Origin of the sequence: Pradoshia sp. D12, from assembly GCF_008935075.1 — a bacterium.
GTDB lineage: Bacteria > Bacillota > Bacilli > Bacillales > Pradoshiaceae > Pradoshia.
The window spans coordinates 3,419,670-3,437,510 of sequence record NZ_CP044545.1; the positions used below are offsets into that span (position 1 = coordinate 3,419,670).

Here is a 17,841-nt window from a genome sequence, read left to right on the forward strand (position 1 = left end):
CTTAATCACTCAAAATACGGATCTATTAATTGCGTAATGGTTTTCCTTTAACAAGCATATGTTGCATGCGCTGCTGTGTTTTTCCTTCTTGGACAAGGCTGATAAATGCTTCTCTTTCTAAATCAAGTAAATACTGTTCATCTACTTCTGTTCCATAAGGCACTTTACCGCCAGCTAAAACATAGGCAATTTTTTGGGCAATCTTCAAATCATGCTCTGAAATATAGCCTGAATACAGCATGGATTGCGCTCCTAGTAACAGAGCCGCATAACCAGGTTCTCCTGATACCGGAATTTTTTTGCGCACCGGTGGCTTATAACCAGTATCATGTAAAGCAATAACAGCCTGTTTCGCATCGTATAACTGATGATCCGGATTAAAGCTGATTCCATCGTTACTATTCAGGAAGTTATTCTCTCTTGCTTCATCAGCGGAAGTAGATACTTGGGCAGTAGCAATCGTTTCAAACACTTTAATAGCAACTTTAGTAATATCGAAATCAATACCATTCGGTAAGCTATCCAGATGTTTAATATACAGCTCTTTATTTCCGCCTCCGCCAGGCAACAAACCGACACCCGTCTCAACCAATCCTATATATGACTCAGATGATGCCTGGATTTTTGCGGCTGGCAAGCAAATTTCAGCTCCTCCGCCAAGCGTCATATTAAATGGCGCAGCGACAACCGGTTTATTGCTGTATTTAATATTCATCATTGCTTGCTGGAATTGACGTGTAATCATTTCTACATCAAATATATTGTCGTCCTGTACTTCCATTAAAATCATGGCCAGGTTGGCTCCAACGCAGAAGTTTTTGCCCTGGTTTCCGATAACTAATCCTTTGTAGTTTTTATCCACTTCTTCAATTGCATAATTGATCATTTGAATAATATCAAAGCCAATCGCATTATTCGGAGAATGGAATTCTAGCAAAGCCACACCATCACCAATATCAATCAGGCTCGCACCGCTATTTTTCTTAATGACCCCTTTTTGTTTCTTAATCAACTTCAGATTTATGATTTTTTCGTTTACTTCAACCTCTTGATATTCACCATTTGCATAATAAAGGGTTCCGTTATCCCCTTCTTTATAGAAGGTTGTGTTACCGTTTTCAATCATTTGTGTGATCCATTCAGGAATATTGCGTCCTTCCTCCTGCATCCTGGCAACGGATTTCTCTAGGCCAATTGCATCCCAGGTTTCAAATGGTCCAAGCTGCCAACCGAATCCCCATTTCATGGCCTGATCGATTGCAACAATATCATCGGCAATGTCGCCAAGTAGTTCTGCTGAATAGAGTAAAGTAGGGCTGATTACATTCCATAGCAATTCACCGACACGATCTTTCGCATAAATAAGCGCTTTCAATTTTCTCGCGGCGCCTTTCTCCTGCTTTACCATATCAAGCGAAGGTGCTTTTAGCTTTTTACGCTCTACATATTCCAAAGTGGATGGGTCAAGCTCCAGTATTTCTTTCCCTTTTTTCAGGAAGAATCCCTGCCCTGACTTACTTCCCAACCAGCCGTTATCAAGCATCTTTTTCATAAATTCAGGTACTTCAAATACAGATTTTTCTTCCTCATTATCTACATTGTCATAAACATTTTTAGCTACATGCGCGAATGTATCCAGTCCCACTACATCCAGCGTACGGAAGGTTGCACTCTTTGGACGGCCAATTAAAGGACCAGTTACAGAATCTACTTCCCCGACACTGTAGCCGCGCTCCATCATTTCACGAACAGTTACCAATAAACCGTAAGTCCCAATGCGATTACCGATAAAATTCGGGGTATCTTTAGCAATTACAACCCCTTTTCCTAAAACATCTTCTCCAAATTGTTTCATCGCTTTAACTATTTCAGGCGATGTTGCTTCTGTCGGGATAATTTCCAAAAGCTTTAAATATCTAGGTGGATTAAAGAAATGAGTGCCAAGGAAATGTTTGCGGAAATCTTCTGAACGCCCTTCCGCCATTGCCTCAATGGAAATTCCGGATGTATTTGAACTAATAATACTGCCCGGCTTTCTATATTCGTCAATTTGTGAAAACACACTTTGTTTAATATCAAGTCTTTCAACAACGACCTCAATAATCCAGTCGCAATCATTAATTTTTGACAAGTCGTCTTCAAAGTTTCCTGGCTCAATTAAAGATAAATTTTTCTTGGAGGTTAACGGTGCAGGTTTTTGTTTAAGTAGTTTTTGAATGGACATTTGAGCCAATCGATTACGGACTTGCTTGTCTTCAAGAGTTAGCCCCTTTTTTCCCTCATCCGCGGTAAGTTCTCTTGGAACAATATCCAATAGCTTAACCGGAATTCCAATGTTGGCTAAATGTGCTGCAATCCCTGAACCCATGACACCTGATCCAAGTACAGCTACTTTTTTAATTTTAAGGTTCAACATTAATCCCCCTTTAATTTGAATGAATACTCATTCATTTTTATGACAAAAAAATATGGAATAAAAATCCTACATCTTTAACTATAAAAGATTTTCGAAAATTCCGCAATTAAAAAAGCCATAAAAATGGTAATTTGTTAGAAAGTTTTTATTTGGTCAAACTACTACTGGAGGTGAATTTAATGGCGAAGCTTAAAAAGAATCCAAGCAAAGAAGGAGTCAGTGCGGCAAGTGTAAAAGGCAATGCTGGTCCGCACCATGAAAAACATTATAATAAGGTAAACAGCCAAAATAACCAGTTTAAAAAATAGTCTGCACCTGTTTTATACTATGTACAAGGCGTACTTTTTCGCTCCTATTAAACGCACATAAAATACCCCAAATCTAATGATTTGGGGTATGTGTTTCATCATTATGCCATTACTGTCTCTTCCTGCATAGATATAATCGTTCCCGCATTTCCTTTCAATGCATCTAATGCTTTTTCGAGAGATGTAATAATAGTAGTACGGCCAGGTCTTGATTCTGCAAATTGAATAGCAGCTTCTACTTTAGGAAGCATACTGCCCGGTGCAAAGTGACCTTCTTCAGCCAATGCCTTTATTTCATTGGTTGAAATAGATTCCAGTTTTTGCTGATTAGGCTGATTGTAGTTTATGTAGATATTGTCTACAGCAGTCAAAATAATTAATGAGTCTGCATCCACTAATTCTGCTAACTTCTCAGAAGCAAAATCCTTGTCGATTACTGCCTCAACACCAATCAACTCGTCGTCAGATTGCATAACTGGGATACCGCCGCCTCCTGTAGAAATAACAATTTTTCCACTTTCCACAAGACTATTAATGCTCTTATGCTCCAGGATGCTGACCGGTTTCGGTGAAGGAACGACTCTTCTCCAACCTCTGCCTGCATCTTCCTTAAAGGAAGCACCAGTCTCCTGGATCAATTTCATCGCTTCCTCTTCTGTATAAAAAGGACCAATCGGTTTTGTAGGATTCTTGAAGGCGCCATCGTTTTCATCAACTACGACCCTTGTTACAATGCCCACTACATCTTTATGAATTCCTCTTTTGCTTAGGGCTTTGTCCATGGCATTTTCCAACCAGTATCCAATCATACCTTGTGACATCGCTCCGCAAGTATCAAGTGGCATTGCTGGATTTTTCTCTGAATCAGCCGCTTTTTGCTGAAGAAGGATATTTCCTACTTGTGGACCATTACCATGCGAAATGATAATATCCATTCCATTTTCAACAAGCGTTGCAAGCTGTTCAGCTGTCTTTTCTAGTGCCAGCTGTTGAGCCTTTGCACTGGCATCTCCGGATTGAATGGCATTACCGCCTAAAGCTATCACTACTTTTTTTCTTTCCATAGTTGATTCAATACCTCCAAAAATCAGTCTGTATTTAGAACTCATTAAATGGAAATAGTTCCATTGATCAATCCAACAATCGCCATACCGGCAAATACAACAAACGCTGCTGCAATAGCCAATTCTGTTTTCGTAAATACTTGTTTAATATTCGCTTCTTTCTGTACAGCTCTGTAAATCAGGATACCTGGTGCATATAAAAGCATGGTTAATAGTAAGTATCCAATACCGGCTGCATAAACCATCCAAACACCATATACACTTGCCACAATACCAACAATAATGTTTTTCACGCGATCTGCGGCAGTATCTTGTAAGGAATATTTCAATTGATAGAATGCTGTAAATGCATACGGAATTAAAATAGCTGAAGATGCCAATGAAAATGCAAAGTTATAAGCTTGCTCAGATACAAGGAATGTCAATAGGAACACTTGAATCAGACCATTTGTAATCCATAAAGAATTAGACGGAGCCCCATTTTTATTAACTTTTGCAAACCATTTAGGGAATAATTTATCCTTACCTGCTAAGTAAGGAATCTCGGATGCCAGCAATGTCCAGCCCAACCAAGCACCTAGGACAGAGACTATTAATCCAAGATTGATGAATGTTGCTCCCCATGGACCTACCATTTCTTCAAACACATATGCCATAGACGGATTAGCCAAACCGGCTACTTCTGCACGATTCATTGCACCGATAGACATAATATTAATTAATACGTAAATGATTAACGTACTAATCAAACCAATGACAGTCGCTTTACCAACATCCTTTTTGTCTTTCGCACGGCTGGATAAAACAACCGCTCCTTCAACCCCAATGAACACCCAAAGTGTTACAAGCATAGTGCTCTTTGTTTGGGACATAACATCACTAAATTTGAAGCCAGCACCAGTTCCCCAGAAGTCGTCTAAGAAAATATCCGCATTAAAAGCAAAAATACCAATAATGATAAATAGGAAAATAGGAACTAATTTTGCAATTGTTGTTATTGTATTTACAAGTGTTGCTGAGTGAACTCCTCGTAAAACTAAAGCATGCACAGCCCATAGCAATACGCTGGCACCAATGATTGCAGCTATGTTTTGTCCACCTTCAAACATAGGGATAAAGTAACCAATGGAAGAGAACAAAAGTGTAGCGTATGCTACGTTACCTAACCATGCAGACAGCCAGTAACCCCAAGCACTGTTGAATCCCATAAATTTACCAAATCCAGCTGAAGCATAGCTGTAAACTCCACCATCAAGATCCGGTCTTTTATCATTCAAGTTTTGGAAAGATAACGCTAGCGCGACCATCCCTATACCAGTAATTGTCCATCCTAAAATAATTGCACCGGGAGAAGCTGCACCAGCCATATCTGAAGCAAGGTTAAATGCTCCTCCTCCAATCATAGAACCTATAACAATGGCAATTAAGGCAAATAAGCCAATCTTTTTATCTTCTGCCATTTTTTCTTCACCTCGTTAATTTGATAATGGTAGCAGGGAATTGTGTAGAACCAATTCCCTGCTCATCTACTTATTCAATATTTCCTAATGTCAATGCCATTACAGATTTGATTGTATGCATTCTGTTTTCAGCTTGATCAAATACTTTGGAATGCTTGCTGCGGAAGACTTCATCTGTAACTTCCATTTCAGCTAATCCGTGCTCTTCATGAATCGCACGACCATAAGAAGTTTCTAAGTCATGGAATGCCGGTAAGCAGTGTAAGAAGATCACGTTGTCATTTCCAGTCATTTTGATCATATCCATATTCACTTGATATGGAGCTAATAAAGCGATACGTTCTGCGAACTTGTCTTCTTCTCCCATTGATACCCAAACATCTGTGTAGATAACATCAGCGCCGGATACTGCCTCTTCAACATTAGATGTGATTGTTACACGGCCTTGGGACTCTTTTGCTAATTCCTTAGCAAGTTCAACAATAGATGCTTCTGGGAATAAAGATTCCGGTGAACAGATACGTACATCCATACCAACTTTTGCACCGCCGACAAGTAAGCTGTTTGCTACGTTGTTACGGCCATCCCCAACGTATACGAATTTAACGCCTTTTAAGTGGCCTACATTTTCTTTCACTGTTAAGAAGTCCGCTAAAGTTTGAGTTGGATGCCATAAATCTGTAAGACCATTCCATACAGGAACTCCGGAGTGCTCAGCCAAAGATTCCACTTTTGCATGTTCAAAGCCACGGAATTCGATACCATCAAACATACGGCCTAAAACTTTAGCAGTATCTTCAATAGATTCTTTTTTTCCAAGTTGGATATCATCTTTTCCAAGATACTCAGGATGAGCGCCTAAATCAGTACAAGCTACCGTAAAAGCACAACGTGTACGAGTTGATGGTTTTTCAAATAATAAGGCAATATTTTTACCTTCCATATAACGGTGAGGAATGCCTTGTTTTTTCTTTTCCTTTAACTCAGCAGCAAAATCAATCATGTGTAAGAATTCTTCTTCAGTGAAATCTTTCTCAGCCAAGAAACTTCTACCTTTAAGGTCTGGTCTTGTTTTAATCATTTTATATACTCCCTCCAACGATAACCTTTTAATCAACTAAATCTTTTATTAAATGTCTTCACGTACTAGAGGCATGCTCATGCAGCGTGGGCCCCCACGGCCACGAGACAATTCAGAGCTTTTGATTTCAATAACTTTTACACCATGTTTGCGTAAGCACTCGTTTGAGATATAGTTACGGTCATATGTAACAACTACACCAGGTGCAATCGCCAGTGTATTGGAACCATCATTCCACTGTTCACGTGGAGCTGCGATTTCATCTCCGTCACCACAAAGGATGATTTCAAGTTCAGGCAAGTTAAGCACTTCTTTTAAAGTCTCTTTAATGTCAGTACGGTGTGTGATATTTACATTAAATTCATCAGCGCCTTTTTCAAGGATGTAAATATTCATTTTACCGCCAGGTCCCTGAATCATCGGATGCATTGTAAATTTATTGTAGTCTACCATTGTAAATACAGTATCCAGGTGCATGAATGCACGGCAGCTAGGTATTTCAATAGCTATTACTTTCTTGAATTGATTTTGTTTATTCAAGATGCTAAGCGCGAATTTTTCGATTGCTTTAGCAGATGTTCTTGCTGAAACACCGATTGCGACTACTTCTGGGCTTAATACCAGTTCATCTCCCCCCTCAATTGGGTTATGATAAGTACGGTCAAGCCATACAGGAACATCTTTACCAGCAAAACGTGGATGATGCTTGATAATATATTCCATGAACATGGACTCTCTGCGTCTTGCAGGTTCGCGCATGTTATTAATTGTTAAACCGTTTCCGATAGCTGCTGCCGGGTCCCGCGTAAAATACAGGTTTGGCATTGGATCTGTATAGAATGGATAATGGTCTTCCATCAATTCATACAAATGTGTTTTTTTGCTGATCTCCAGTTCATTTTTGCGGATACCGGACATAATTTTGTCAACCATGTCTTCATTTGAAAATGATAATAAATACTCTTTAAGATTTTCAAATGTACCCTGTACCTTTGCATTGCTTTCTTCAAGCATGCGGCTAACAAATTCCTCTTTCACTTCAGGATTTGTAAGAGATTCTGCAGCAAGCTTCTCAAGGTATAAAACTTCTATTCCTTGATCTCTTAGTGTATTAGCAAAATAATCGTGCTCTTCCTGAATAATCGGCAAATAAGGAATATCATCAAACAATAGTCTCTCCAGATATTCCGGAGTAAGATTTTCTACTTCTTTTCCGGGACGCTTTAACATTACAGTTTTTAAAGTGCCGATTTCAGAAGTAACATGAATTGGATTTGTCATATTGCCTTTCCTCCTGCACACCTTATTTTTCTTACATTTTTAGTGTAAAGGAACGAAAAAAAGAGATTTGTGATTTTTTACACACAAAAAATGTGTAAATCCTCACATAAATCTCTTTAAATAGAAAAGTTTATGTATGAATATTCAATTAATTATTTTTAATTTCCTATTATTTCGCATAACTATGTATATTTTTTTGCATATCATACTTGAAATATAAAAAAATATTTCTTATAAATTTGCAACTGTTCTTAACCTTTCTTCCAGGGCCTCTGCTTGATGGATTGTACGGCAAATAATCATACAGGTATCATTCCCACATATAGTTGCCGCCTTCTCTTCCCACTCAAGTTCATCTAAAATTGCCCCAAATGAGTGGGCATGGCCAGGTAATACTTTTAGGATAATAAAATATTCTATTCTTTCAATATTTAATAATGCGTCTTGCATTTTTTTACGTAGTTTCATTGTGTCATTGTACTTATGATCTCCGATAAATCCATACTTCGTCCCTCCGGTCTTAGATGGATATTTTACCAGGCTTAATTCCCGGATATCTCGAGAAATGGTGGCTTGTGTAATATGCAACCCTTGCTTAGATAATTCTTCGACCAGCTGTTCCTGAGTTTTAATTTCATTATTCTGAATTACCTGCTTAATAATAGCGAGTCTTTTTTCCTTATTCATAATAAAATACTCCTTTTACTAAGTTCTATAATTCTATTTATACTCATTTGTGCATAGATGAGCAATATATTCATACAAAAGAATATTTTGTATTGACTTTCTATTCGGAATTTCTATACTATTTGTATATAAAATAATAAAGATAATATTTATGATGAAGAATAGTACTTAAAATACAAATTATAGCGAGCCGGGAATGGTGAGAGCCTGGTATTAATGGTTTTAAGGAACGCCCTTCTGAAATGCTCATTCGAACAACTTTAGTAGTTTGGGCCGGACTTTTCCGTTATAAAGTTAAGGTGGTTCATTAGAACAAGCAGAGTGGTACCGCGGGTTTACAGCCCGTCTCTTAAAGATTTTTAAGAGGCGGGCTTTTTTTATTATATTTTACTGGAGGCTGAGGATATGGATATAAAACTAGATGTAGCTTCTCATATGAATGAAGTACTAAAAGGTGACTTAAATCTTGAAACATGCTTGTCTTTGGTCGAAACCCCAAAGAACAAAGAGCATGGAGATTTGGCATTTCCCTGTTTCACTCTCGCAAAACTGTGGAAGCAATCTCCGCAGAAAATTGCAGTAACATTAGCTGACCAACTAAAGGATGAACGTTATGAGGATGTAAAAGCTATTGGACCGTATGTTAACTTTTTCCTCGATAAAAAGTCTATCAGTGAAAGAGTAATGAATACGATATTAACTGATCAACATCAGTACGGCACACTTTCTCTTGGACATGGTGAAAATATCGCAATTGATATGTCTTCACCCAATATCGCCAAGCCCTTTTCGATGGGGCACCTTCGCTCCACAGTAATCGGAGCCTCTATAGCCAATATTATTAAAAAATGCGGTTATACCCCTGTTAAAATTAATCACATTGGTGATTGGGGCACTCAATTCGGAAAATTAATTGTAGCCTATAAAGCTTGGGGAAATGAAGAAAAAGTTAAAAAGAGTCCCATCAGCGAACTTTTAAAGTTATATATTATCTTTCATGAAAAAGCCGAAACAGAACTTGAGCTAGAGCAACAGGGACGTGACTGGTTCAAAAAGCTGGAAGATGGGGACGAAGAAGCCACGAAATTATGGAAATGGTTCAAAGAAGAATCCCTGAAGGAATTCGAGAAAATATATGAGCTGCTTGGCATTCAATTCGACTCTTTTAATGGGGAAGCTTTTTATAATGATAAGATGGCAGAGGTTATAGAAATAATTGAGAATAGCGGCCTGCTTGTAGAAGATCAGGGTGCCATGGTAGTCAAATTAGAGGAAGAGGGATTAACACCTTGTTTAATCAAAAAATCCGATGGTGCGACTCTTTATGTAACACGGGATTTATCAGCTGCTTTATACCGTTACCGTACCTACGACTTTGCCAAGGCTGTATATGTAGTCGGAAATGAACAATCCTTACATTTTAAACAGCTTAAAGCTGTTTTAAAGAAACTTGGATTTGACTGGGCTGACGACATTTCACATGTACCATTCGGAATGATTATGAAAGACGGCAAAAAAATGTCGACTCGTAAAGGAAGAGTGGTCCTCCTCGAGGAAGTGCTGGCCGAATCAATCGAGCTTGCTCGTAAGAATATTGAGAATAAAAATCCTGATTTAAATAACAAAGATGAGGTTGCAAGACAAGTAGGCGTAGGAGCTGTTATATTCAACGATTTGAAAAATGACCGTATGAATAATATTGAATTCTCGCTCGAAGACATCCTAAAATTTGAAGGTGAAACTGGTCCCTATTTACAATATACAAATGCTCGTGCCCATTCTATTCTTAGAAAGGCCTTTACTCCTGCTAGTGCATCAGCAGGCTTGAGTGATGAATATAGCTTTGATATTGTAAAGCATTTGCTGGCATTTCCATCCGTGATTGAGCGGTCTTTCAAAAAAATGGAGCCATCCGTTATTGCTAAATACTTGATTGACTTGGCTCAATCATTTAATCGCTATTATGGACATATACGCATATTAGAGAATGACAGTGAATTGCAAAATCGCTTGGCTTTAATAAAATCAATTACCATCGTTCTTGAAGAAGGCATGCATTTATTAGGAATGGAAGCACCGCAGGAAATGTAATCCCAGCTAACCTTCAATAAAAAATATCGGAGAACCGCTTCTATGATACACGGTTCTCCGATATTTTCTATTAAGACCATTATGATTGAATTGTAAATTCAGGTACCCCTTCGAAAGCGGCTAATTCATCAGCTGTAAATTGCACTCTAATCTCTTTTTTTTCATGAACCTGTAAATAAGCTGTTACTTGTTTTTCTTTCTTTACCGAATCGGAAACAGGAAAATGCAACGTTACCTGCTGTGATTGATGCTCATAATTTTGCAGTATAATTTTGCATTCATACAGATTACCTTCATCCTGCTCTTCTATTGTACATTCGCTTTCCAAATATTCTATAGCATTAGCTCCATTCTCAGCAGCATAAATATACGTTTTGGCAGAAGTACTTAATAGACTGTTAATTACAAAAGGAATAGCAAACAATAAGACAACCAAGAATACCGGTTCAAATTTCATATATTTCTTTAAAATCTGAGGATGCTCCATAAATAGCCATTTCAAAAATAACAAGATTCCGCTGACCTGAATGATAATGGATACAATCCAAACATAAGAGACCCCAATCTCGGCTGTAACAGGAATAGAGTACGCTTGAAACAGTTGATGGCCTATAGTTTCATCCTGACCGGGCCATTTCAGTTGTAATACTAACCCCCAAATAAATATAACTGCTCCCAGTGTATGATAGGAAGTTTTGATCACATTACCCCTCCATCCCTTTAGTATAATATTCCTATTATAGTAGGGAGATGGAGAGATTTTCAATTAATCAGTTCATAAATTTTCCTCAAATAACTTCTTCTTCAAAATATTCAGGTTTATGAATATGAAGCATTCGATCTTTTATGGATAGAATCTGATCCTTCTTTAATTTATTTACGACCATACTTACGGTTTCTCTGGAGGTTCCGGACATAACAGAAATTTTGGTTGTTGTAATCGGACAGTTAATACGAATGACCCCTGATTCTTCTTCACCCAAATCATTCATTAAATAATCAATCGTATTCAACACTCTTACATGTGCACTAGGGGTCATAACGTTTTTAACTCGATTTTCTTGTACCGCAAGCAACTCATTGACTTGTAGGATTACTTTTTTAAGAAGTGCAGAGTTTTTTGCCACAATACTTTCGAATGCATCCGCTACCATATAGAAGACCCGAATATCTGTTTCTGCAACGGCACTGTGATTGTAGTCCTCATTTTTAAATAAGCCCATATAAGGAAAGACCGTGTTCTTTTTGACGTAACTTGTATATAATAAGCTACCCTGTTGATTCGATTTTTCAAGCATAACAAAGCCTTCAAGCAATATATATATCCTGAGTCTCGGATCTCCTTCAAAAAATAGATATTGACCCTTCTTATATGTTCTTTCATATATAAAAGGCTCCAGTTCTTTTATCTCTTTTTCTGATAAGCACGAAAATAGGTCAACTTGTCTTAATAATTGAATTGCTTTTGCTTTCATTCGAACACCCACTTATATGTATTGTTCAGTTTACTATCAATTCTTCTATTAAATTCAGCTTGCAAACAAAATATGTTTAGAGCTGATAACAATATAAAAATCCCTTTAAGGCAAGATTCTACTTAACCTTATTTCACTCCATTGACATTTAAATTATTTTACAAACATACCGGATGCTGATCGATTGGACCTTATCCTTGCAGTAATATAGTATGGGAGCGAGTAACCATACGTATGATTTGAATATAGTTTCTATTCTATTACTATCAAAATGTATAATATCTCTTCTTTAATATTATCAAAAAATTATATTAAAATAATTAAAAGTAGATAAAAAAACAAAAAAGTATGTATTTTTAATAAATTTATTATTAAAATACATACTTTTTTTAACTCTATACATATTTGTTTAATTGGAACGTCATTTACATTCTCGCAGCACTACTTATTTTTGCCTGATTCAATTCAACATTTGCTTCTTCTATAAGAATAGAGTAATCTAAATTGTCTGTCGCTACCCGTGTAGACGCTCCCATAGATACAGTGAAATCAATTATATTAGATGCTAATTTATTTTCATCTACAAGCTGAATAAGCCCATTTCTTAATTCGGCTTGCCTCTCTCTTATTTGTTTACCAAATAGTCCTGAAAAGATGACAGCAAATCTGCTTCCCTCTATATGAGCTACCACTCCCTCTCCGTTCACTGCCACGCATAATTTTTTAGATACTTCCATTAATACTTGGTCACTATAGGTAAATTCCTGATCTCTCCTATACTCCTTCGTATAATCAATTTCGATTAAATATAATGTAACAGGTGTTCCAGACTTTTTAGATTCAAGCCAAACCTCAGTTAAATAAGAATTAAAATAACGTCGATTTGGGATATTTAAAATATAATCTGTGAATGACATTTGCCGTAATTGTTCATTTTTTTCATTTAATAGTTTTATTGAATTAAATTGGTCAGTTATCTCACTGAATACGAGTACAACTGCTTCTATATGTTTATCTGCATTTAAAACAGGATTGGCACTAACTTCGAGCCAAATAGGCTGTTGAAATTTGAAATTTTTTATGCCTATAACTTCTTTTTCAACCGGTTTACACGTATTTAATGAAACCGATATTGGGATATCATTTTTATGCATTAGATTTCCATTTCTGTCTACGAGTCCCCATAGGCCATCAATCAATGATACAGAAGAAGCACTTTCAGCTGCTATTCCAAGGATCTCACTCCCAACTCGATTTATATCAATAATTTTCCCTTGGGAATCACTGATAATGATTCCATATAAAATCGAATTAATAGATTGTCCCCTCTCCATATCACCCACGTTTATTGGCTGTCTGGATATGTAATAGGATTGAAGACTAATAACAAAAATCAATAAACCAGAGAGGAGGATTGTTCCAAATTCCAAATGTTCATAATCAAATAGGATTACTATAAAATTCAAGCCTAATAACAAGAGAAACAGAGTGAGAAATACCGGATAATATCCTATAAATAAACCCGGTAATTTTCCATATGACTTTTGTCTCATTCATTCACCTTTTCTTTACATATTATTTATATAGTTCGCACTTATGTGGTTTTATATGACTATCTCTTTATTATAAAATAAAAAATAACAATAACTTCCATGTAACATATTCTTAAACTAAATATAAAATAGTAATTTATCATTCATAAAAAACATCTATTTTGAGCCATATTAGATTGTTATTAAACAAAAAATACCCCCTGCCGATTTAAGATCAGCAAGAGGTATTCAATGTTAATTTCCTTATGAAGATGTAGAAAACATGTATTTCTTATGATGGTATCTTATGCTGAATATTAATCCGAGCGCCATCATATTGCCGAGCAATGAACTTCCCCCATAGCTTAAAAATGGTAAAGGAATACCGGTAATCGGCAGCAAGCCGATCGTCATCCCAATATTTTCAAACACATGGAAAGTCAGCATACAGATTACACCAACACATATATAGGTATTAAAATCATTTTTAGTTTCAAGTCCAATTTTTGTCATGTTATAGATCAATAAGAAGAATAAGCTGATGACAATACTTGAACCAAGGAATCCGTATTCTTCTCCAATGACAGCAAATATGAAATCTGTGTGACCTTCTGGCAAGTAAACTTCCCTATTTCCAAATCCCTTACCGGATGTGGTGCCGGATCCAATCGCTAATAGTGATTTAATTAACTGGTATCCTTCTGAGGAAGTATAGTTATACGGATCAAGCCATGCATATATACGCCCAAATTGATACTGTTTAACATGGAAATATTTCTCCATAATATTTGGATGCCATACAACGAGGTAAAAAATAACTCCAACTAACAGTGTGCCACCGCCAAATATCGGTAAAAGCAATTTCCAAGTGATACCCGATACAAAAATCATCCCAACCATAATCGCAATCATGACAAGAGAAGTACCCAAATCGGGCTGTTTCATGACAAGCAAAATCGGAATAGCTGTAGTAAGTACGATTTTACATAAAAGGATGAAGTCCGTTTGAAGTGTTTTAATCCGATGCTTCAAATGATGATTTTGGATAAGAGCCGCCAACGCCAAAATTAGAAATACCTTCATAAATTCCGATGGCTGAATTGAACCAATACCAGGAAATCTAAACCAGCTCTTTGCTCCATTGACAACTGGAGCAATACTTGTTGGTGCAATTATAATGGTCATCAATAGAAATAAGCCAAAGAAGTATAAATACCAGCTCATTTTTTTCATTTGGTCAGCATCAAATCTCATGATCACAAATGCAAGGCTGATTCCTACGATATACCAGACAATTTGCTTTACAAGAAAGTTTTCGGCATATTGACCTGTCGTTTGTGCACTATATATAGCCATACAGCTTGTTATAAAAAGCAAAAATACAATAAATAGAAGACCATAATCTATTCTCGACGTGAAATTTTTATTGTTAGACATGATAAACCACCATATTCATTACTAGTTAGGCCAGTAGCCATTTTCTTTATTATACTTGAACAAGATAAAATCACAACTGACACGGCATCAAGAATATAATTCCTGAAAAAGATAATTATACATATAAATCATTATCAATTCCACTTTCTGCAATACAGTTCTTCTTTTTACTATTTTTAATGGATTCTAATTGTATCAGTTTTATAGATTTGAACTACAAACATTTGCATCTGCAAGGAATCTTAAAATCGTTAATTTTTTCTATTTTCCATGATTAGTGTTAATGAGAAAAGTAATAAGGGTACATACTACTAAAGAGCTGACTAAAGGAGTGATCTTTTATGGAACATAAATCTAAACAAACATTCCGTCATACATATATTCCTTTAACTTCCTCTACAAGCGGAATGGGTATTGAGGTAAAAGAAGATATTTATGTCCTGAATACGCAAATTGTCAATGTGACACTGGCCGGACTTCCTAATCAAGACAATTTTGTTCTGATTGATGCCGGTATGCCTAAAGCAGATGACGAAATTATTGAAGCAGTAAACAAACGGTTCGGTGAAGGCAGTATGCCAAAAGCGATTATTTTAACACACGGCCACTTTGACCATGTTGGTGCACTCGAAGAATTACTGGATAAGTGGGATGTGCCCGTATATGCACATGAGCTGGAAATCCCTTATTTAACCGGACAAAAGAATTATCCTGAACCTGACTATAAAGCAGAGGGCGGACTTGTTCCGGATATTGCCCGCTTCTTTCCTAATCACGGCATTGATCTTGGCAATAAAGTGCAACCTCTTCCTGCTGATGGGAGTGTTCCTGAAATGCCTGGATGGAGATGGATCCATACGCCTGGGCATACACCTGGACATATTTCATTATACCGAGAAGATGACGGCTTCCTGATTGCCGGAGATGCATTTGTTGGTGTAAAACAGGAATCCCTTTATAAAGTCCTTACTCAAAAACAAGAAATCAGCGGTCCGCCCCGTTATTTCACAACAGACTGGAAAGCCGCAAAAGATTCAGTCATACAATTAAACCAGCTAAATCCAAACTTTGCTGTAACAGGTCATGGTCTTCCTCTCCTTGAGGAATATTTAAAAAAAGAGCTTAACATCCTAGCATCCAATTTTGATGAGATGGCCATTCCGAAACACAGTATTTACAAGGAAGAAGAATAGGCACTTTTTTCAAATGGACACCCTTTTTGATGCCTCTATAGACAATCGAGAATGTCCTGTTAAATCACCTTCTATAAAAATAAAAAAAGAGATTAGATAGTTTCTCTACCTCTAATCTCTTTTTTCATTTCTCTATTTCCGTAATCGAAGGATCCTTCAATTAACATACAAAGAGACTCAATCATAAACAGCTGATAAATTTAAAATACATTTGTCATCGGTTACTTATAAAATACGAATCAGCTGATTGTGCAGGTTCCGTATTCTAACATTACAAGAAACTTAACTGTATATTATTTCTCTATCCCTGTATCCTCTATCATATCCCTTTACATAATCTGTAAGATTAGAATAATTCGCACACTTTATGCTGCGATTCCATTTAATTTCAAGGATATAATAAATATTTTTACTTTGTTCGCCTTTTCCAGTGACTTACCTCTACGAAACAAACACGTTGATTGAGCCTCTTTATAGGTTAAAACTTTGTATATGATCCTTCTGCCTTAATAATAACTCATATCCCATTCAAATAAATGCCTACATTTTGAACTTTTTGTTAATTATTACCTATTTATTTTACACACCCCTCCATATTTCCTTTATGATTATCTTAGAAATGCTGAAAAGGAGCTGCCAAAGGTGAAAAGGATTCTATTGATAAGTTTTACAGCTATTATCATAATCTTACTTATTTACATATCCATTCTTCAATTCAATATGTATCGCTACGCAAATCAAGAACAGGAGAAAACAATTGATTATATTATTGTACTCGGGGCAAGAGTAAAAGGTGAAACACCATCTCTGTCACTAAAGTACCGTATTGATGCTGCGGCTGACTTTTTAATAAATCATCCTAAATGTATGGCAATCCTATCCGGTGGCCAGGGAGATGGTGAGGATATTTCAGAAGCTGAGGCAATGAAAAGAGGATTAGAGGAATACGGTATACCAAGCAACAGATTAATTCTCGAAGATGCTTCGACAAACACGAAAGAAAACATATCATTTTCTAAAGAACTTATACCAAGCCACCTAAATTCTGGTGCCGTTGTAACAAATGATTACCACCTCTATCGAACAATCAAAATAGCTGAGAAACTAGATTTAAAATTAACTGGAATCCCAGCTAAAACACCTAAAATTTCAAGGCTGAAGTCACATGTCAGGGAGTACGCGGCTATAACATCCTATCGGCTAAAAAAAGACATTAGCTGGTGATTGGAATCAAAAAAAAGAAATGTAGATCATGGCTGTCCCCATTTTCTGCATTTCTTTTTAGTAACATCTTGTTATTCCCACGGTCTTTTTGTTGTGATGTATTCAGCAAGCTCCTTACTTTGGATACGATGAAGTTTTCGTTTAGCAGCGCGAATGCTCCCTGTCTCATTCAGTTTCTTCTCTTCCTCAGTTTCAGGGACGATGGTTGGAACACGACATGGCTTTCCTCCTTCATCTAGTGCAACAAAAGTAAGAAATGCTGTGGCTGCAATTTTACGTTCTCCACTCATTAAATTTTCAGCAATTACCTTTACAAATACCTCCATAGAGCTCTTACCAGTATAGGTCACATATGACTCCAAACATACAGAGTCCCGGGTTGTAATGGGATTTAGAAAATCTACAGAATCTGTTGAAGCCGTAACCACCGTTTTACGGCTATGTCTCGTCGCTGAAAGTGAAGCTGTCATATCAATATCACTCATTAACTTTCCGCCAAATAACGTATTATGATCGTTTACATCGCTCGGAAATATACGGTTTGTTTTTACAATTCTTGTTTCACTGCATGTCTTTGTTTCCAAGTTGTTAC

15 protein-coding genes and 1 other annotated feature are annotated in these 17,841 nt (G+C 36.7%); of the genes, 4 read left to right on the forward strand and 11 right to left on the reverse strand.

Features of this window, described 5'->3' with window-relative positions:
• Positions 1 to 25: 25 nt before the first annotated feature.
• Positions 26 to 2,368, reverse strand: coding sequence for a 3-hydroxyacyl-CoA dehydrogenase/enoyl-CoA hydratase family protein (locus F7984_RS16555; protein WP_413242781.1), 2,343 nt, complete (start codon positions 2,366 to 2,368; stop codon positions 26 to 28).
• Between the two features lie 227 nt (positions 2,369 to 2,595).
• Between F7984_RS16555 and F7984_RS16560 the strand changes: the two genes are divergently transcribed.
• A complete protein-coding gene (locus tag F7984_RS16560; RefSeq protein WP_077248114.1) occupies positions 2,596 to 2,724 on the forward strand; it encodes a YuzL family protein in 129 nt (42 codons plus the stop codon).
• Between the two features lie 101 nt (positions 2,725 to 2,825).
• On the opposite strand, the gene arcC is transcribed toward F7984_RS16560, so the two are convergent.
• The 5 genes from arcC to argR all read right to left on the reverse strand — a co-directional run bounded on the left by arcC (position 2,826) and on the right by argR (position 8,297).
• Positions 2,826 to 3,788 carry a carbamate kinase gene (gene arcC, locus F7984_RS16565; protein WP_066106453.1) on the reverse strand — a complete coding sequence of 321 codons (963 nt, stop codon included), beginning with the start codon at positions 3,786 to 3,788 and terminating at the stop codon, positions 2,826 to 2,828.
• Between the two features lie 44 nt (positions 3,789 to 3,832).
• Entirely contained in the window at positions 3,833 to 5,248 is a 1,416-nt protein-coding gene (gene arcD / locus F7984_RS16570) for an arginine-ornithine antiporter (protein ID WP_066106450.1), read from the reverse strand.
• A gap of 70 nt (positions 5,249 to 5,318) precedes the next feature.
• Positions 5,319 to 6,329: an ornithine carbamoyltransferase gene (argF, locus tag F7984_RS16575; protein ID WP_066106447.1), complete on the reverse strand. Its 1,011-nt coding sequence runs from the start codon at positions 6,327 to 6,329 to the stop codon at positions 5,319 to 5,321.
• Positions 6,330 to 6,377: 48 nt separating this feature from the next.
• Positions 6,378 to 7,610 (reverse strand): arginine deiminase, encoded by a 1,233-nt coding sequence (gene arcA, locus F7984_RS16580; RefSeq protein ID WP_066106443.1) that lies wholly within the window; start codon positions 7,608 to 7,610, stop codon positions 6,378 to 6,380.
• Between the two features lie 231 nt (positions 7,611 to 7,841).
• Complete coding sequence (argR, locus tag F7984_RS16585) at positions 7,842 to 8,297, reverse strand: arginine repressor (protein WP_066106440.1); 456 nt, start codon at positions 8,295 to 8,297, stop codon at positions 7,842 to 7,844.
• A gap of 142 nt (positions 8,298 to 8,439) precedes the next feature.
• Positions 8,440 to 8,650: a binding site (T-box leader), on the forward strand.
• Between the two features lie 52 nt (positions 8,651 to 8,702).
• On the opposite strand from argR, the gene argS reads away from it, so the two are divergent.
• Positions 8,703 to 10,388 carry an arginine--tRNA ligase gene (gene argS, locus F7984_RS16590; protein WP_140461733.1) on the forward strand — a complete coding sequence of 562 codons (1,686 nt, stop codon included), beginning with the start codon at positions 8,703 to 8,705 and terminating at the stop codon, positions 10,386 to 10,388.
• 79 nt (positions 10,389 to 10,467) lie between these two features.
• On the opposite strand, the gene F7984_RS16595 is transcribed toward argS, so the two are convergent.
• The 4 genes from F7984_RS16595 to rodA all read right to left on the reverse strand — a co-directional run bounded on the left by F7984_RS16595 (position 10,468) and on the right by rodA (position 14,832).
• The gene (locus F7984_RS16595) at positions 10,468 to 11,091 is read right to left on the reverse strand and encodes a hypothetical protein (protein ID WP_139892259.1); all 624 of its coding nucleotides are present in this window, start codon (positions 11,089 to 11,091) and stop codon (positions 10,468 to 10,470) included.
• A gap of 85 nt (positions 11,092 to 11,176) precedes the next feature.
• On the reverse strand, positions 11,177 to 11,863 hold the full coding sequence (locus F7984_RS16600; protein ID WP_066106431.1) for a Crp/Fnr family transcriptional regulator: 687 nt from the start codon (positions 11,861 to 11,863) through the stop codon (positions 11,177 to 11,179).
• A 425-nt stretch (positions 11,864 to 12,288) separates the two neighbouring features.
• Entirely contained in the window at positions 12,289 to 13,416 is a 1,128-nt protein-coding gene (locus F7984_RS16605; protein WP_066106428.1) for a sensor domain-containing diguanylate cyclase, read from the reverse strand.
• Between the two features lie 243 nt (positions 13,417 to 13,659).
• Positions 13,660 to 14,832 carry a rod shape-determining protein RodA gene (gene rodA / locus F7984_RS16610; RefSeq protein ID WP_066106425.1) on the reverse strand — a complete coding sequence of 391 codons (1,173 nt, stop codon included), beginning with the start codon at positions 14,830 to 14,832 and terminating at the stop codon, positions 13,660 to 13,662.
• 341 nt (positions 14,833 to 15,173) lie between these two features.
• Between rodA and F7984_RS16615 the strand changes: the two genes are divergently transcribed.
• Together F7984_RS16615 and F7984_RS16620 are read left to right on the forward strand one after the other, a co-directional pair.
• Positions 15,174 to 16,025: an MBL fold metallo-hydrolase gene (locus tag F7984_RS16615; protein ID WP_066106422.1), complete on the forward strand. Its 852-nt coding sequence runs from the start codon at positions 15,174 to 15,176 to the stop codon at positions 16,023 to 16,025.
• A gap of 642 nt (positions 16,026 to 16,667) precedes the next feature.
• Complete coding sequence (locus F7984_RS16620) at positions 16,668 to 17,249, forward strand: YdcF family protein (protein ID WP_066106420.1); 582 nt, start codon at positions 16,668 to 16,670, stop codon at positions 17,247 to 17,249.
• 71 nt (positions 17,250 to 17,320) lie between these two features.
• Here F7984_RS16620 and F7984_RS16625 read toward each other — a convergent pair whose 3' ends face one another.
• Positions 17,321 to 17,833 (reverse strand): acyl-CoA thioesterase, encoded by a 513-nt coding sequence (locus F7984_RS16625; RefSeq protein ID WP_140461734.1) that lies wholly within the window; start codon positions 17,831 to 17,833, stop codon positions 17,321 to 17,323.
• Positions 17,834 to 17,841 lie beyond the last annotated feature (8 nt).

What these genes read in the sequence shown, in the direction of transcription:
- arcC (WP_066106453.1), bottom strand. Translation starts at nt 3,788, where the DNA reads ATGGAAAGAAAAAAAGTAGTGATAGCTTTAGGCGGTAATGCCATTCAA.
- F7984_RS16615 (WP_066106422.1), top strand. Translation starts at nt 15,174, where the DNA reads ATGGAACATAAATCTAAACAAACATTCCGTCATACATATATTCCTTTA.
- F7984_RS16555 (WP_413242781.1), bottom strand. Translation starts at nt 2,368, where the DNA reads ATGGGTTCAGGGATTGCAGCACATTTAGCCAACATTGGAATTCCGGTT.
- F7984_RS16605 (WP_066106428.1), bottom strand. Translation starts at nt 13,416, where the DNA reads ATGAGACAAAAGTCATATGGAAAATTACCGGGTTTATTTATAGGATAT.
- arcA (WP_066106443.1), bottom strand. Translation starts at nt 7,610, where the DNA reads ATGACAAATCCAATTCATGTTACTTCTGAAATCGGCACTTTAAAAACT.
- arcD (WP_066106450.1), bottom strand. Translation starts at nt 5,248, where the DNA reads ATGGCAGAAGATAAAAAGATTGGCTTATTTGCCTTAATTGCCATTGTT.
- F7984_RS16600 (WP_066106431.1), bottom strand. Translation starts at nt 11,863, where the DNA reads ATGAAAGCAAAAGCAATTCAATTATTAAGACAAGTTGACCTATTTTCG.
- F7984_RS16560 (WP_077248114.1), top strand. Translation starts at nt 2,596, where the DNA reads ATGGCGAAGCTTAAAAAGAATCCAAGCAAAGAAGGAGTCAGTGCGGCA.
- argR (WP_066106440.1), bottom strand. Translation starts at nt 8,297, where the DNA reads ATGAATAAGGAAAAAAGACTCGCTATTATTAAGCAGGTAATTCAGAAT.
- rodA (WP_066106425.1), bottom strand. Translation starts at nt 14,832, where the DNA reads ATGTCTAACAATAAAAATTTCACGTCGAGAATAGATTATGGTCTTCTA.
- argF (WP_066106447.1), bottom strand. Translation starts at nt 6,329, where the DNA reads ATGATTAAAACAAGACCAGACCTTAAAGGTAGAAGTTTCTTGGCTGAG.
- argS (WP_140461733.1), top strand. Translation starts at nt 8,703, where the DNA reads ATGGATATAAAACTAGATGTAGCTTCTCATATGAATGAAGTACTAAAA.